This is a genomic window from Sphingobium sp. FG11, assembly GCF_057809915.1.
Genome location: NZ_JBMDKW010000012.1, coordinates 1 through 15,982 on the forward strand (window position 1 = coordinate 1; position 15,982 = coordinate 15,982).

The 15,982-nt window shown below is 63.6% G+C and carries 12 protein-coding genes and 1 pseudogene; 2 read left to right on the plus strand and 11 right to left on the minus strand.

Translation table 11 applies throughout. The annotated features are described in order from the left end of the window. Positions 1-53: 53 nt before the first annotated feature. A pseudogene (locus ACODSN_RS11415) lies at positions 54-530 on the plus strand (nitrilase-related carbon-nitrogen hydrolase); the annotation flags it as partial. A gap of 34 nt (positions 531-564) precedes the next feature. Here the strand turns inward: ACODSN_RS11415 and ACODSN_RS11420 are convergent. The 4 genes from ACODSN_RS11420 to glmU form a co-directional block, all read right to left on the minus strand. Further along, on the minus strand, positions 565-1,122 hold the full coding sequence (locus tag ACODSN_RS11420; RefSeq protein WP_489055493.1) for a hypothetical protein: 558 nt from the start codon (positions 1,120-1,122) through the stop codon (positions 565-567). Between the two features lie 419 nt (positions 1,123-1,541). Beyond that, complete coding sequence (gene glmS / locus ACODSN_RS11425) at positions 1,542-3,365, minus strand: glutamine--fructose-6-phosphate transaminase (isomerizing) (RefSeq protein ID WP_489055691.1); 1,824 nt, start codon at positions 3,363-3,365, stop codon at positions 1,542-1,544. Between the two features lie 131 nt (positions 3,366-3,496). Continuing rightward, positions 3,497-4,360: a metallophosphoesterase gene (locus ACODSN_RS11430; RefSeq protein WP_489055495.1), complete on the minus strand. Its 864-nt coding sequence runs from the start codon at positions 4,358-4,360 to the stop codon at positions 3,497-3,499. Further along, on the minus strand, positions 4,357-5,649 hold the full coding sequence (glmU, locus tag ACODSN_RS11435) for a bifunctional UDP-N-acetylglucosamine diphosphorylase/glucosamine-1-phosphate N-acetyltransferase GlmU (protein ID WP_489055693.1): 1,293 nt from the start codon (positions 5,647-5,649) through the stop codon (positions 4,357-4,359). The genes ACODSN_RS11430 and glmU overlap by 4 nt, the downstream gene beginning before the upstream one ends. Positions 5,650-5,809: 160 nt before the next feature. On the opposite strand from glmU, the gene ACODSN_RS11440 reads away from it, so the two are divergent. After that, positions 5,810-6,481, plus strand: coding sequence for an HAD family hydrolase (locus ACODSN_RS11440; RefSeq protein WP_489055496.1), 672 nt, complete (start codon positions 5,810-5,812; stop codon positions 6,479-6,481). 26 nt (positions 6,482-6,507) lie between these two features. Here ACODSN_RS11440 and lpdA read toward each other — a convergent pair whose 3' ends face one another. The 7 genes from lpdA to ACODSN_RS11475 all read right to left on the minus strand — a co-directional run bounded on the left by lpdA (position 6,508) and on the right by ACODSN_RS11475 (position 15,980). Beyond that, the gene (lpdA, locus tag ACODSN_RS11445) at positions 6,508-7,914 is read right to left on the minus strand and encodes a dihydrolipoyl dehydrogenase (protein ID WP_489055498.1); all 1,407 of its coding nucleotides are present in this window, start codon (positions 7,912-7,914) and stop codon (positions 6,508-6,510) included. 116 nt (positions 7,915-8,030) lie between these two features. Continuing rightward, the gene (odhB, locus tag ACODSN_RS11450) at positions 8,031-9,272 is read right to left on the minus strand and encodes a 2-oxoglutarate dehydrogenase complex dihydrolipoyllysine-residue succinyltransferase (RefSeq protein ID WP_489055500.1); all 1,242 of its coding nucleotides are present in this window, start codon (positions 9,270-9,272) and stop codon (positions 8,031-8,033) included. An 8-nt stretch (positions 9,273-9,280) separates the two neighbouring features. Then, positions 9,281-12,091 (minus strand): 2-oxoglutarate dehydrogenase E1 component, encoded by a 2,811-nt coding sequence (locus ACODSN_RS11455; RefSeq protein ID WP_489055502.1) that lies wholly within the window; start codon positions 12,089-12,091, stop codon positions 9,281-9,283. A gap of 89 nt (positions 12,092-12,180) precedes the next feature. Then, positions 12,181-13,065 carry a succinate--CoA ligase subunit alpha gene (sucD, locus tag ACODSN_RS11460; RefSeq protein ID WP_489055503.1) on the minus strand — a complete coding sequence of 295 codons (885 nt, stop codon included), beginning with the start codon at positions 13,063-13,065 and terminating at the stop codon, positions 12,181-12,183. A gap of 92 nt (positions 13,066-13,157) precedes the next feature. Next, the gene (gene mdh, locus ACODSN_RS11465) at positions 13,158-14,120 is read right to left on the minus strand and encodes a malate dehydrogenase (protein ID WP_489055505.1); all 963 of its coding nucleotides are present in this window, start codon (positions 14,118-14,120) and stop codon (positions 13,158-13,160) included. A 292-nt stretch (positions 14,121-14,412) separates the two neighbouring features. Continuing rightward, positions 14,413-15,525 (minus strand): cell division protein ZapE, encoded by a 1,113-nt coding sequence (gene zapE / locus ACODSN_RS11470; RefSeq protein WP_489055507.1) that lies wholly within the window; start codon positions 15,523-15,525, stop codon positions 14,413-14,415. Further along, complete coding sequence (locus tag ACODSN_RS11475) at positions 15,522-15,980, minus strand: PaaI family thioesterase (protein ID WP_489055509.1); 459 nt, start codon at positions 15,978-15,980, stop codon at positions 15,522-15,524. The genes zapE and ACODSN_RS11475 overlap by 4 nt, the downstream gene beginning before the upstream one ends. Positions 15,981-15,982: the final 2 nt, after the last annotated feature.

The window sequence follows — 15,982 nt, forward strand, 5'->3', positions numbered from 1 at the left end:
ATCGCACTGGCAGCCACCGTCATCTTCTGGCTCTGATCAGTGAGTCCTGACCCTACGACAGCGAGTTTCCGGAGCTGGCGCGGCGGCTGGTGGATCAGGGCGCGCGCATCATCTTCGTGCCCTTCTGCACCGATTCACGCCTCGGCTATATGCGCGTGCGCTATTGCGCACAGGCCCGCGCGATCGAGAACCAATGCTATGTCGTCATGTCGGGCAATGTCGGCAACCTGCCCAATGTCGACAATATGGACATTCAATATGCGCAAAGCGCGATCCTGACCCCCTGCGACCTGCCCTTCGCCCGCGACGGCATCGCGGCGGAATCGACCGAGAATGTCGAGACGCTGACGATGGCGGACGTGAACCTCGCCGACCTCAGTTGGGCGCGCGCGGAAGGCACCGTCCGCAACCTGCGCGACCGCCGCTTCGACCTCTATCACATCGAATGGGACAGCCACCCCGACCACGCCCATGCGCCGAGCGGCGGGCCGGTGCCGGCGGGCGGGCATAATTCGCCGGGGGGCGGGTGAGAGGCAAAGACGGGGTGGATTGCGGAACGACAGGTTACGGTTGATCGAACGTATCAACAAGACGTGCCATTGGACATGCGTGAGAGGCAAGTTCGAGCTTAACAATCTCGCGTCGGCCATATGCAGGGCTTACAACAAAAGAGACACGCACGCGCGAGTCCCCTCGCACCGGACCTTTATCTGTTGAAACTGAATGAAAAGCCGGACGCACCTCTCCTGCCCCATAGCTAAACACTAGACCGTTGAGGCTCCACTCTTCATTCCCTGCGGTGGTTTTAGTTCCGGTCGGATGGCCGGGACGAAAATAGGTTAAGCACCCTTCTGTCTTTTCGACGTGTCCTAATTTAACAGCTGCGCGAATGTCGGCTGTGTCGCGAACGTCTGTCGCAATCACATATCCGCAGATACCGATCCATACAGCCGCGAAAATCGGAAGTGAGCGACGCCAGCGCCAGCGTTTTCTAAACGCCAACCACGCAAGGCCAGCAAGACCAATGCCCGCTGTTACAAAAATGGCAATGAACCAATATGCCGGGCGGATAATATCGGGTTGGCCGGTGAGATCGAGAACGGTCTGAAAAGCGGGGGCCACGCGTTGACGCTAATGCCTCACCCGAATGTCCGCAATTGGTGACCATCATTTAGCGGCGAAATGGCAAAAATTGGTCGTCAGCAGTCCTCATTCCGCCCAACCTGGGCAACTTCCAAAATAGGATTTCATCTGATCTATCCTGTCCGGTGAAACAGCATCCTCCTTCCACCGGCAGCCGCGCCGTTTCGCCGCACTGTCCCGACGCGAACGTCCGACCGGCGAACAGGTGCCACCTCAAGGCCGCATTCCCGTCGCGCCCGCGTGATCCAGCCAAAGCATCCCTATCCCGCAGGCGTGATCTGTGTGGCGCATCGGTGTCGCTTCACGGGCGCTTTACCGCGACTATTGGCCTAAATCGGCCCCACGACACTGTGAACTTCGCCATCGGGACGGTTTGCGACGCCCGGCACGATGTTATTCTATTCCACCGTCACGCTCTTCGCCAAATTCCTCGGCTGATCCACATCCGTCCCCTTCAGCACCGCGACATGGTACGCCAGCAGCTGCACCGGCACGGCATAGACCATCGGTGCGATCAAGGGGTGAACCTTGGGCATGGTGATGGTGGCGAGGCATCCCTCGCCCGCCGCCTGTACCCCGTCATAGTCAGATATCAGCACCACCTGGCCGCCGCGCGCCTGCACTTCCTGCATATTGCTGACGGTCTTTTCGAACAGCGGCCCGCTCGGCGCGATGACGATCACCGGCACCAGTTCGTCGATCAGCGCGATCGGGCCGTGCTTCATCTCGCCGGCGGCATAGCCTTCCGCATGGATATAGCTGATTTCCTTGAGCTTGAGCGCCCCTTCCAGCGCCAGCGGATAGTCCGTGCCGCGCCCCAGATACAGCACGTCGCGCGCGGGCGCGATATGATGCGCCATCGCCTCGATCGCCTCGTCATAGGCGAGCGCGCCGTTGATCGCGGCGGGGGCTTCGGCGAGGTGGCGGACGATCTCGCGCTCGGCCTTCGCGTCGAGCTGGCCCTTGGCGCGGGCAAGATTTGCGGCGAGCGCGGCCAGCACCGCAAGCTGGCAGGTGAAGGCCTTGGTCGATGCGACGCCGATTTCCGGCCCGGCATGGGTGGGCAGCAGCAGGTCCGCCTCCCGCGCCATCGAACTGGTCGGCACATTGACGACGACCGCGATCTTCTGCCCCTGCGCCTTGGCATAGCGCAGCGCGGCGAGCGTGTCGGCGGTCTCGCCCGACTGGCTGATGAACAGGGCGAGGCCGCCCTCCTCCATCACCGGCTCGCGGTAACGAAATTCCGACGCGAAATCGAGGTCGACGGGCACGCGGGCGAACTGTTCGAACCAGTAGCGCGCCACCATACCCGCATAGAAGCTGGTGCCGCACGCGACGATGGTGACGCGGCGGATCGCCGACAGATCGAAATCGGGGATGGGCAGCGAGACGCGATCCTCCATCCGTTGCAGATAGGCTTTGAGCGTCTGGGCGACGACGACCGGCTGCTCGTAAATCTCTTTCTGCATGAAATGGCGGTGATTGCCCTTGTCGATCATCGCGCCGGACACGCCGGAAATGGTGACGGGGCGCTCGACGGGGTTGTTATCCTTGTCGAAAATCTCCGCGCCGCCTTTGGTGATGACGACCCAGTCGCCTTCTTCCAGATAAGCGATGCGCTGGGTCAGCGGCGCGAGGGCGAGCGCGTCGGACCCAATATATGTCTCGCCGTCGCCATAGCCAACCACCAGCGGCGACCCGAGCCGCGCGCCGATCAGCAGGTCGGGGTGGCTGCGGAACAGGATGGCGAGCGCGAACGCGCCGTGCAGGCGCGGGAGAACGGCGGCCACCGCCTCCTTGGGCGAGGCCCCCTGCTCTACTAGTTCGCTCACCAGATGAGCGACCACTTCGGTGTCGGTCTGGCTGTCGAAAGTGCGGCCGCGCGCGATCAGCTCGTCCCGCAGCGCCTTGAAATTCTCGATAATGCCATTGTGGACCAGCGCGACTTCGCGCGTCGCGTGGGGGTGGGCGTTGGTCGTCGTCGGCGCGCCATGCGTCGCCCAGCGGGTATGGGCGATGCCGGTCGTGCCGGGGAGCGGCTGGTCGCGCAGGACGTTCACCAGATTGGCGAGCTTGCCTTCCGCCCGGCGCCGCTCGATCGCGCCGTCATGGACGGTGGCGACGCCCGCGCTGTCATAGCCGCGATATTCGAGCCGCTTGAGGCCATCGACCAGCCGCTCGGCAACGTCGTCTTTGCCAATGATTCCGATGATTCCGCACATTCTGGACAAGCCCCGTCGCAGCCGGTTGACGATATGCACGCCGCCATAGCGTGCAGGTGTGGCCATGCCATTAATGCCGCCCACGCAACAGGGGCATGGCTGGCGCATGACGAAGAATTCATCGCAATCAATTATCGGGGCCGGATCGTCACCAGCCATATGTCGGACGGCGCGAGCATGCGGAACGGATAGCCGCTGGTGCCGACGCCGCCAGATACGATCATGGTCTTGGCCCCCTGCCGATAGACGCCACAGGCATAGCGGACGCCATAGCGCGACGGCACATAGACGATGCCGAGGACCGGCAGCGCGATCTGACCGCAATGGGTGTGCCCGGCCAGCGTCAGCGAAGGCCCGTCAGGCAAGAGCGGAAAGGGATCGGGTCCATGGGTAAGGATCAGCGGAACGCCGCCTATCCGCCGCATCGCCGCCAGCGTGGCCGGAATATCCGGGCGCGCGGTATAGATGTCGCGCAAACCACCGATTGCCAGCGGCCCGCGCCGCGCCGCCTCATCATCGAGCAGGATGATACCCATCCGGGCAAAGGCGGTGCGCCAATCGGGCCGAGACAGCGCGACGCGGTTCTTCTGGCTGCGGCTGTCATGATTGCCCAGCACCGCCACGACGCCAAGCGGCGCGCGCAGGCTGGCGAAGGGCGCGATGCTCTGCGCCGCGTCATAGGTCGCGCCGCCTTTCGCATCGCCGATATAATCACCGCCCAGCAGGATGAGATCGGGCTTCAAGCTGTTCATCAACGCCACGATCCGCGCCATGCGATCGGGGCTGTTGTCCGGGCCGGACAGGTGTGAATCGGTGAGCAGCGCGACCGTAACCGGATGGCGGGGCGCGCCCGCGGGAAAGGGCATGGCGATATCCACCCGCCGCACCACCGGCATGGCGCGCGCGTTGGACAGCAGCCACAGCGCAAACCCGCCCATTGCCACGAGCAAGATGAGCACCGCGGTCAACCAGCTATGACGCCGGACAAAGCTCATTTGGCGGCTTTGCGCGCCTTCATCTTCGCTCGAAAAGCGGCGGCCCAGCCCGGCTTGCTATCCTGCTGCGGCCTGACGAGACACAGGGCGTCGGCCTCCACATCCTTTGTCACCACACTGCCCGCGCCGATGATCGCTCCCGCGCCGATACTGACCGGAGCGACCAGGGCGCTGTTGGAACCGATGAAGGCGCCTTCCCCGATCTGCGTGCCATATTTGAAGAAGCCGTCATAATTGCAGGTGATGGTGCCCGCGCCGATATTCGCGCCCGCGCCCACGCTGGCGTCGCCGATATAGGAGAGGTGATTGGCCTTGGCGCCCTCACCCAGCACCGATTTCTTGATCTCGACGAAGTTGCCGACCTTGGCCTTCACCCCGATCTGCGCGCCGGGGCGAAGCCGGGCGTAGGGACCGATTTCCGCGCCCTCGCCGATCGTCGCGCCTTCCAGATGCGAGAAAGCGTGGATGGTGACATGATCGGCCACCGTGACGCCCGGCGCGAACACGACATGGGGTTCGATAACGACATCGCGGCCCAGCGCGGTGTCATGGCTGAAAAACACGGTTTCCGGCGCGATCAGAGTCGCGCCGTCCTGCATCGCCGCCAGCCGTCGCCGCGCCTGCCAGGCCGCTTCCACGCCCGCCAGCTCGACCCGGCTGTTGACGCCCGCGACTTCCCACGCCGACGCTTCGATCACGGCGCTTGGCGCGCCGGGCAGCATCACGATGTCGGGCAGATAATATTCGCCGGCCGCATTATCATTGCCGATCCGGTCGAGCAGCACGAACAGGTCGGTCGATCGCACCGCCATCAGGCCGGAATTGCACAGCGTCACCGCGCGCTCCGCTTCGCTCGCATCCTTATATTCGACCATCTTCGCGATGACGCCCTGCCCATCGGCGATGATGCGGCCATAGGCGGCGGTATCGTCCGGGCGAAAGCCCAGCACGACCGCGCGCGGTTCGTCGCCGCGTGCGAGGCGATCCAGCATCGCCTGCATCGTCGCGCTCGTGACCAACGGCACGTCGCCGTAAAGGATCAGCACATCGCCCGCAAAACCGGCCAGAGCGTCATGCGCCTGCGCGACCGCATGGCCGGTGCCAAGCTGCTTGTCCTGCACCGCGATCACCGCCCCGGTCCCGGCGACCGCCGCCTCCACCTGATCGCGGCCCGCGCCGACGACGACCACCTGCCGCTCGGGTCCCAGCGCAGCGACGCTCGCGAGCAGATGCAACAGCATCGGGCGTCCGGCAACCGGGTGCAGCACCTTATGCACCGACGACCTCATTCGCGTCCCCTGCCCGGCGGCGAGGATGATGACAGCAAGCGGGCGGCCGGAAGCGGGGCTGGTCACGGGTCGGAATGTCCTTGGGCGGGGGCTGCGATCTTTAGCCCGCTCTGCCATGTTTGGCTTGCCTTTGCCACTGCGCAGACGGCATGGGCGAGCGATGAACACTAGGAATTTCGACATTGTCGGCTTCGACCTCGACGGCACGCTGATCGACACGAGCGGCGATCTCGCCGCAGCGGTGAATCATGCGATCGGCACGATCGGCCGCCCTCATTTTCCGGCGAGCGCGATCAAACCGTTCGTCGGCAAGGGCGCGCGCGTGATGCTCGAACGGGCGCTTGCCGCTTCGGGCGGGGGCGATCCGGCGCTGCTCGAACGGCTGCTGCCGGTTCTGCTCGATTATTATGCGCAGAATCTGGCGATCCATTCGCGCCCCTATCCCGGCCTGATCGCGGCGATGGACAGGCTGGCGGCCGCGGGCGTGAAGCTCGCCATCTGCACCAACAAGGCGGAACGCTTCACCATCCCGCTGATGCACCAGATTGGCCTGTCCGATCGCTTCGCCAGCATCGTCGGCGGCGACACGGTCGGCGTCGCGAAGCCCGATCCCACGCCGATCCACGAGATGATCGCGCGTGCGGGCGGTGGCCGCGCTATTTTCGTAGGCGATACGATCAACGACATTGCGGGCGCGCGCAACGCGGGCATCCCCTCGATCGCGGTCGGCTTCGGCTTTCTCGACGGCCCGGTCGAGGACTTGAACGCCGATGCCGTGATCCAGCATTTCGACGAACTGGTGCCGCTGCTCGAAAGCTGGCCGGCAGGCTGACCGATGGCCGGCCCGCCGGCGCTCAATCAGATATGGATGGGCTTGCCCGTCACCGCCATCGCCGCTTCCTTGATCGCTTCGCTGTGCGTCGGATGGGCGTGGCAGGTATAGGCGATATCCTCGCTCGACGCGCCGAATTCCATCGCCTGCGCCGCCTGCGCGATCATCGTGCCTGCCACGGAGGCGATGATCCACACGCCCAGCACCTTGTCGGTATCGGCGTCGGCTATCACCTTCACAAAGCCGTCCGGCTCATGGTTGGTCTTGGCGCGGCTGTTGCCCAGCATCGGGAACTTGCCGACCTTTATCGCGCCCTTTTCTTTCGCGGCTTCTTCCGTCAGGCCGACGCCCGCGATTTCGGGCGCGGTGTAGACGACACTCGGGATCACGGCATGATTGACGATGCCGGTCAGACCAGCGATATTTTCCGCAACCGCAATGCCTTCATCCTCGGCCTTGTGCGCGAGCATCGGACCGGGGATGACGTCGCCGATCGCCCAGACGCCGGGGACCTTGGTGGCGAAGTCATGATCGGTCTCGATCTGGCCGCGCTGGTTCAGCTCCAGGCCGATCTTGTCGAGGCCCAGGCCTTCGGTGTTGGGGCGACGGCCGATCGACACCAGCACGACATCCGCCTCGATCGTCTCCGCAGCGCCGCCGGCGGCCGGCTCGACCGTCAGGGTCACGCCCTTCTTGTGGCTTTCCGCCTTCGTCACCTTGGTGCCGAGCTTGAACTCGACACCCTGCTTGCGGAAGATCTTGTTCGCTTCCTTGCGGACGTCGCCGTCCATGCCGGGCAGGATCTGGTCGAGAAACTCGACGCAGGTAACTTTCGCGCCGACACGACGCCACACCGAACCCAGTTCCAGACCGATGACGCCACCGCCGATGACCACCAGATGCTCGGGCACCTTGGTCAGTTCAAGCGCGCCGGTCGAATCGACGATCCGCCCGCCGTCATTGTTCACCTCGACGCCGGGCAGCGGCGTGACCGACGATCCGGTGGCGATGATGATGTTCTTCGCCGTCACAGCCTTGCCGTCCACCACGACCCCGTTCGGCCCGGTGAAGCTGGCGCGGCCCTTGAGCCAGTCCACCTTGTTCTTTTTGAACAGATATTCGATGCCGCCGGTCAGGCCGGTCACCGCTTCGATCCGCTGCGCCTGCATGGTGCCGAGGTCGAGGCTCATCTTGTCGATCTTGACGCCCAGCTTGGCAAGCGCGCCGCCGGCAGCCGCTTCATACAGCTCCGACGCATGCAGCAGCGCCTTGGAAGGAATGCAGCCGACATTGAGGCAGGTGCCGCCCAGCGTCGCCCGGCTTTCCGCACAGGCGGTCTTGAGGCCCAGCTGCGCCGCGCGGATCGCCGCGACATAACCGCCGGGGCCGGAACCGATCACCAGAACGTCATAGTCGAATTGCTGTTCAGCCATACCAATCTCCGTTCGCCCTGAGCCTGTCGAAGGGCTGCGCTTTTCTTTGCCCTTAACAGGAAGGACGGGGCTTCGACAGGCTCAGCCCGAACGGATGTGGTGCTTTCGTCCGACTTTTACAGGTCGATCAGCAGGCGGGTCGGATCCTCGATCGCATTCTTCACCGCGACGAGGAACGTCACCGCTTCGCGTCCGTCGATCATGCGATGATCGTAGCTGAGCGCCAGATACATCATCGGGCGGATGACGATCTGACCGTTCACGACGACCGGGCGGTCCTCGATCCGGTGGAGGCCCAGCACCGCCGACTGGGGCGGGTTGATGATCGGGGTCGACATCAGCGATCCGAACACGCCGCCATTGGAAATGGTGAAGGTGCCGCCCTTCATATCTTCCATGGTCAGCTGGCCATCCTTGGCCTTCTTGCCATACATGCCGATGGTCTTTTCGATCTCGGCGACGCTCATGCTCTCCGCATTGCGGATGACCGGCACGACCAGACCGTTCGGCGCGGACACCGCGACCGAAATATCGGCGAAATTATTATAGACGATCTCGTCGCCCTCGATCTGCGCATTGACCGCCGGAATGTCCTTGAGCGCCATCGTCACCGCCTTGGTGAAGAAGCCCATGAAGCCAAGGCGCACGCCATGCTTCTTTTCGAACAGGTCCTTATATTTTGCCCGCGCTTCGATAACGGCGCTCATATCGACGTCATTGAAGGTGGTGAGCAGCGCGGCCGTTTCCTGCGCGCTCTTCAATCGCTTGGCAACCGTCTGCCGCAGGCGGGTCATCTTCACCCGTTCCTGCGAGCGGCCCGGTCCGGCGGCGGGCGCCGCGGCGGGTGCTGCGACGGCCGGAGTCGCGGCGGCCACCTTGGCGGTGCCGGCGGCGACGGCGGCCTGCACATCGTCCTTGGTCAGGCGGCCATCCTTGCCGGTGCCTTTGATCTTGCTGGGGTCAAGCCCATGCTCCAGCACCATACGGCGCACGGCGGGCGAAAGTGTCAGGCTGCCGCCATCCTCTTCGTCAGCGGAAGGCGCGGGGGCGGATGTTGTAGGCGCGGGCGCGGCAGCTTCAGCCTTCGCGGCAGGGGCCGGTGCGGCGGTCCCGGCGGACGCGCCTTCGTTGATCATCGCGAGCAACGCGCCGACATTCACGGTTTCGCCTTCCTTGGCGATGATGTCGCCAAGCGTTCCGGCAACCGGCGCGGGCACATCGACCGCGACCTTGTCGGTTTCGAGCGACACGATCGCTTCATCGGCCTTCACCGCCTCGCCCGGCTTTTTCAGCCACTGGCCGACGGTTGCTTCGGTAACGGATTCGCCCAGTGTCGGGACTTTGACTTCGGTAGCCATGAGCTGGTTCAGCCTTTCTTCTGGCGACGGATTTCTTCACGGACGCTGTGACCCAGCGCATCGGCGACGAGCGCGCCCTGTTCGGCGACGTGGCGCTTGGCAAGGCCGGTAGCGGGCGATGCCGACGCTTTGCGGCCCGCATAGCGGGCACGCATCGGCGCCTTGTCGGCAAGCCCAAGGGCCTCTTCGATATAGGGTTCGACATGGAACCACGCGCCATTATTGCGCGGCTCTTCCTGACACCACACCACTTCCTCAAGGTTCGGCATCCGCCGCAGACGAACGGCGAGCGCCTCGGTCGGGAACGGATAAAGCTGTTCGATCCGGACGATCTGGGTGCCCTGATCGCCCGAAGCGTCGCGCGCTTCGATCAGATCATAGGCGACCTTGCCCGAACACAGCACCAGCCGCTTCGTCTCTGCGTCAGGCGCCGGATTGGTGTCCGACAGGATGCGCATGAAATGGCTGTCGCCCAGGAAGTCCTCGGTCTTGCTGACGGCCAGCTTGTGCCGCAGCAGCGACTTGGGCGTCATCATGATGAGCGGCTTGCGGAACGGCCGCAGCATCTGGCGGCGCAGGATGTGGAAATAGTTCGCCGGGGTCGTGCAGTTGGCGACCTGGATATTGCCTTCCGCGCAAAGCTGGAGGAATCGCTCCAGCCGCGCCGAACTATGTTCCGGTCCCTGCCCTTCATAGCCGTGCGGCAACAGGCACACGAGGCCGTTGGCGCGCAGCCACTTGCTTTCCGACGACGCGATATACTGGTCGAAGATGATCTGCGCGCCGTTGGCAAAGTCGCCGAACTGCGCCTCCCACAGCACGAGACTCTTGGGGTCCGCCAGCGCATAGCCATATTCGAAACCGAGCACGCCATATTCGCTCAACGGGCTGTCCAGCACCTCGAACCGGCCATGCGGCACGGTGGAAAGCGGGACATATTTCGCTTCGGTATCCTGATCGACCCAGACCGAGTGCCGCTGGCTGAAGGTGCCGCGCCCCGAATCCTGACCCGACAGCCGCACGCCATAGCCTTCCGACAGCAGCGAGCCGAAGGCCAAGGCCTCGCCGGTCGCCCAGTCGAAATTCTGTCCGGTCTTGAACATCTCCGCCTTGGCGTCGAGCACGCGGCGCAGCGTCTTGTGGATATTGACGCCTTCGGGGACCGTCGTCAGCGTCTTGCCCAGGCTGTCGAACAGCTTGACGCTGATCGCCGATTCAACGCTCTGGCGCGTGGTTTCGGCGTCTGCCGGCTTGTGCAGGCCCGACCAGCGACCGGCGAACCAGTCGGCCTTGTTGGCCTTGTAGCTTTTCGCCGCCTCGAACTCGTCCTCCAGATGATTGACGAAGTCACCCGTCGCCTTGGTGACGAAATCATCGTCCACCACACCTTCCGCCTTCAGCCGCGCCGAATACACGTCGCTGACCGGGGGGTGCTGGCGGATTTTGGCGTACATCAGCGGCTGGGTGAAGCTCGGCTCGTCACCCTCATTATGGCCGAAGCGGCGATAGCACCACATGTCGATCACGATGTCGCGGTGGAAGGTCTGGCGATATTCCACCGCCAGCTTGCACGCGAAGGTCACGGCTTCGGGATCGTCGCCATTGACGTGCAGGATCGGGGCCTGAACGCCCTTGGCCACATCGGACGGATAAGGCGAGCCGCGCGAGAATTGCGGGCTGGTGGTAAAGCCGACCTGATTGTTGACGATGAAGTGGATGCACCCGCCGGTATTATAGCCACGGATGCCCGAGAAACCGAGGCATTCCCATACGATGCCCTGACCCGCGAATGCCGCGTCGCCATGGATCAGCACGGGCACCACCTGCTCATGCTTGGTCAGATCGTCACGGAACACCTGCTGCGCGCGCACCTTGCCGAGCACCACCGGATCGACGGTTTCGAGATGAGACGGGTTGGGCACCAGGCTCATATGCACCTTGACGCCGTCGAACTCGCGGTCGGTCGAAGTACCGAGATGATATTTGACGTCGCCCGAACCGCCGACATCTTCAGGATTGGCGGTGCCGCCCGAAAATTCGTGGAAGATGACGCGGAAGCCCTTGGCCATCACATTGGCGAGCACGTTCAGCCGGCCGCGATGGGCCATGCCATAGACGATTTCGCGCACGCCCTGCGCGCCGCCATATTTGATGATCGCTTCGAGCGCGGGGATCATGGACTCGCCGCCGTCGAGGCCGAAGCGCTTGGTGCCGACATATTTGCGGCCCAGGAACTTCTCATACTGCTCGGCCTGGATCACCTTGGACAGGATCGCCTTCTTGCCTTCGGGCGTGAACTGGATTTCCTTGTCCTTGCCCTCCAGCCGGTCTTGCAGGAACACGCGCTCCTCGACATCGGCGATATGCATATATTCAAGGCCGACATTGCCGCAATAATTGGCCTGCAAGATCGCGACGATCTCGCGCACCGTCGCATAGTCGAGGCCCAGTGTGCCGCCCAGGAACACTTTCTTGTCGAGGTTGGTGAGGCCGTGATATTCCGGCGTCAGATCGGCTGGCAGCTTGCGCGCGGACAGGCCGAGCGGATCGAGATTGGCGGCCAGATGCCCGCGCACCCGATAGGTGCGGATTAGCAGCTGCGCACGGATCGCGTCTTCGGCGGCCTGCGCGATATCGGCGTCGGAGGCAGGCTTGCCCTGCGCCTTGGCGGCGGCCTTCACCGCTACCTGCATCTGCATGGGATCGAGCGCGCCGGTCAGGTCGTCGGTGTCGATCGGCGGCCAGTTGGACTTCGCCCAGCTCGGACCTTGTTCGGCCTCGTCGGACGCCAGGGGGAAATCCTGATTCTCGTAACCCATGTCTTTTCGCATCCCATCCGTGCCCCGCGCATTACCGGGGCGGGAAAAGAGGCGGCCAGGGTGCAGCCCGGCCGCCTTATCGGAGCCTTTTAGCCCTTGAGCACTTCCAGCAGGGTCGTGCCGAGTTCGGACGGGCTGGCGGCGACCTTGATGCCGGCCGCTTCCATCGCCGCGATCTTGCTTTCCGCGTCGCCCTTGCCGCCCGACACGATCGCGCCGGCATGGCCCATGCGACGGCCCGGAGGCGCCGTGCGACCGGCGATGAAGCCAGCCATCGGCTTCTTGCGACCCTTCTTGGCCTCGTCGATCAGGAACTGCGCGGCCTGCTCTTCGGCGTCGCCGCCGATTTCGCCGATCATGATGATCGACTTGGTCGCGTCGTCGGCCAGGAACAGTTCCAGCACGTCGATGAAGTTGGTGCCGTTGACCGGATCGCCGCCGATGCCGACGGCCGTGGTCTGGCCCAGGCCCGCGTTGGAGGTCTGGAACACCGCTTCATAGGTCAGCGTGCCCGAACGCGAGACGACACCGACGCTGCCCTGCTTGAAGATGCTGCCGGGCATGATGCCGATCTTGCATTCATTGGGGGTCAGGACGCCGGGGCAGTTCGGGCCGATCAGGCGCGACTTGCTGCCCGAAAGCGCGCGCTTCACGCGCACCATGTCGAGCACCGGAATACCTTCGGTGATCGCGACGATCAGTTCGATCTCGGCATCGATCGCTTCGAGGATCGAATCCGCGGCGAATGGCGGCGGCACATAGATGACCGAAGCGGTCGCGCCGGTCGCGTGCTTGGCTTCGGCAACGGTGTCGAAATTGGGCAGGCCGATATGGGTCGATCCACCCTTGCCCGGCGTCACGCCGCCGACCATCTGCGTGCCATAGGCCAGCGCCTGTTCGGTATGGAAGGTGCCGGTAGCGCCGGTCATACCCTGGGTGATGACCTTGGTGTTCTTGTTCACCAGAATGGACATACTAGTCCCTTTATCTGCTGTGACGTGGCACTTTTAGATCTGTCCGAAGCGGTTCAGGCTGCGCACTTACCTGAACCGATCGGTGAAATGGTTCAGGCGAGCGAGCTGTCGATGCCCTTACAGGCGTCCAGCAGTTCTTTGACCGCATCGACCGAAACGGTGAGGTTCGCCTTGGCTTCCTCGTCCAGCTTGATCTCGACGATCTGCTCGACGCCGCCCTTGCCGATGATGACAGGCACGCCGACATACAGGCCATCGAGACCATATTGGCCATCGACATAGGCGGCGCAGGGCAGCAGGCGCTTCTTGTCGTAAAGATAGGCTTCGGCCATCGCGATGCCGCTGGTAGCGGGCGCATAATAGGCCGAGCCGGTCTTGAGCAGGCCAACGATCTCGCCGCCGCCCGAACGGGTCCGCGCGACGATGGCGTCGATGCGCTCCTTGGTGGAACGGCCCTGTTCGATCAGGTCGGGAACCGGGATGCCCGAGACGGTCGAATATTGCACGACCGGAACCATCGTGTCGCCATGACCGCCCAGCACGAAGGTGTTCACATCCTTGACCGACACGTCAAATTCGTCGGCGATGAAGTGGCTGAAACGCGCCGAATCGAGCACGCCGGCCATGCCGACGACCTTGTTATGCGGCAGGCCCGAGAACTCGCGGAGCGCCCACACCATCGCGTCGAGCGGGTTGGTGATGCAGATGACGAATGCGTCAGGGGCGTTGGCCTTGATGCCCTCACCCACGGCCTTCATGACCTTGAGGTTGATGCCCAGCAGATCGTCGCGGCTCATGCCGGGTTTGCGGGCGATGCCAGCGGTCACGATGATGACGTCCGCACCCGCGATATCGGCATAATCATTGCTGCCGGTGATCTTGCTGTCGAACCCTTCGACCGGACCGCACTGCGACAGGTCGAGCGCCTTGCCCTGGGGAACGCCCTCAACGACGTCGAACAGAACGATGTCGCCCAGACCCTTGAGGGCGGCGAGATGCGCGAGCGTGCCGCCGATATTACCAGCGCCGATGAGCGCGATCTTCTTACGGGCCATATGCAGTCATCCTCCAGGCGGATTTTGGAATTGCCCGACCGCTTAGGCCGATATGAAAAAGGTTTCAACCGCCCAAAGCGCCTCGCTGTCAATTATCTTTGCAAATCATTCGCAATTGCATTAACAGGCGAATCAGCCCTGTCGCCATGCGCCCTTACCCTGACGCATCGCTTCCCGCAGCGGCACACTGCCGGATGCTTTCACCATTTTAGGTGAAAGCATCCGGGCTATTTCGCGCATAATTTGGTGAAATGGCAAGCGGGTCATACCCCGCCCACCACCATATCGGCCGCTATTTGGGGCCATGTCCCAAGGCTAGATAGGCGTCGGACTGCATCTCCATCAGGCGAGAGACCGTGCGTTCAAACTCGAACGCGCCATCGCCGGTAGGGTAGAGATGCGCCGGATCGGCATCGGCCGAGACGAGCAATTTGACCTTATATTCGTAAAGCGCGTCGATCAGCGTGACGAACCGCGCCGCCTCGTTGCGTTTTTCGGGCCCCAGCAACGGTATGCCAACCAGGATGATGGTGTGAAACCGCCGCGCGATCGCCAGATAATCGGGCGCACCGCGCGCTTCGGCGCACAGTCGCTTGAAGGAGAATACCGCGACGCCCTTGAGGCTTTTGGGGACATGCAGACTGCGTCCGCCCTGCACCGGAATATCTTCCGCCGGCACTTTGGCGCGATCCTCAACCGCATGATCGGTCAGGCGGAAAAAGGCCGCGCTGAGCGCCGCCGTGGCCTCCGCTCCGTTGGGGGAATGCCACAAAGCGGCGTCGCCCAGACGGTCGCGCCGATAGTCGGTCGGCCCGTTCAGCGACAGGACGTCGAGCTTGACCTTGATGAGTTCGATGAAGGGCAAGAACAGCTGGCGATTGAGGCCATTCTTGTACAATTCGTCCGGCTCGCGGTTCGATGTGGTGACGATCGTCACGCGCCGTTCGAGCAGCCCGGTGAACAGGCGGGACATGATCGCGGCGTCGGCCATATTATTGACGACCATCTCGTCAAAACAGAAAAGCCGCGCCTCATCGGCGAGCGAATCGACCACCGGCGGGATCGGATCCCCCGTTTCCGACTTGCGCGCATCGGCCAGCCGGGCATGCACGTCGAGCATGAATTCGTGGAAATGGGCGCGCTTCTTGCGCGCGACCTGCACCGAGTCAAAGAACAGGTCCATCAGCATGGATTTGCCCCGTCCGACGCCCCCCCACATATAAAGGCCACGCGGGGCGTCCGGCGCCTTGCGCAACAGCTTCCACAGCGTCGATCCGCGTGCCGGGACCGCCTCCATCTCGCGTTGCAACGAGTCCAGCCGTGCCGCCGCCGCTTCCTGATCGGGATCCGCCCTCAGCTCGCCCGCCGCCACCAGCGCGCGATAACGGTCGACCACATGACTCATCGCGCGACGGAAGGCTTGCGCAAAGTCCCGGCCGCCGCCGCCACCGGCCCATCGCCTTGCACCAGGATCATACGCATGAACAGCAGTCGCCCGGTCTCGCCGAGCAGTTCGACCTCCGCGCGCAGGGGTTCGCCGAACCTGCCAGCCGCCATATATTGAACCGAAAGATCGATCGTCACCGAAGCCGTCATCGCTTCATGGCCCATCGCCACCAGCCCGGAAAAAAGGGCGTGATCGGCGAAGCCCGCGATGAAGCCGCCATGCAGCGTGCCCACGCGATTGCAATGTTCGGAGCGCGGCTCCAACTCAACGATAGCCCGCCCTTCGCCATCGGGACGCAAATAGATCGGCCCCAGCAAAGAGAGGAAGGTGTCCGCCACCGGCTCGATCCATTGCAGCCACCCGGCGCGCGGTCCTTCGGTGACGCGCTGCGCCCTGCCCGTCTCGCGCGCCACAG

Coding starts and splice junctions, on each gene's coding strand:
- odhB (WP_489055500.1), bottom strand. CDS start 9,272: ATGGCTACCGAAGTCAAAGTCCCGACACTGGGCGAATCCGTTACCGAA.
- glmS (WP_489055691.1), bottom strand. CDS start 3,365: ATGTGCGGAATCATCGGAATCATTGGCAAAGACGACGTTGCCGAGCGG.
- ACODSN_RS11430 (WP_489055495.1), bottom strand. CDS start 4,360: ATGAGCTTTGTCCGGCGTCATAGCTGGTTGACCGCGGTGCTCATCTTG.
- zapE (WP_489055507.1), bottom strand. CDS start 15,525: ATGAGTCATGTGGTCGACCGTTATCGCGCGCTGGTGGCGGCGGGCGAG.
- sucD (WP_489055503.1), bottom strand. CDS start 13,065: ATGTCCATTCTGGTGAACAAGAACACCAAGGTCATCACCCAGGGTATG.
- lpdA (WP_489055498.1), bottom strand. CDS start 7,914: ATGGCTGAACAGCAATTCGACTATGACGTTCTGGTGATCGGTTCCGGC.
- glmU (WP_489055693.1), bottom strand. CDS start 5,649: ATGAGGTCGTCGGTGCATAAGGTGCTGCACCCGGTTGCCGGACGCCCG.
- ACODSN_RS11440 (WP_489055496.1), top strand. CDS start 5,810: ATGAACACTAGGAATTTCGACATTGTCGGCTTCGACCTCGACGGCACG.
- ACODSN_RS11455 (WP_489055502.1), bottom strand. CDS start 12,091: ATGGGTTACGAGAATCAGGATTTCCCCCTGGCGTCCGACGAGGCCGAA.
- mdh (WP_489055505.1), bottom strand. CDS start 14,120: ATGGCCCGTAAGAAGATCGCGCTCATCGGCGCTGGTAATATCGGCGGC.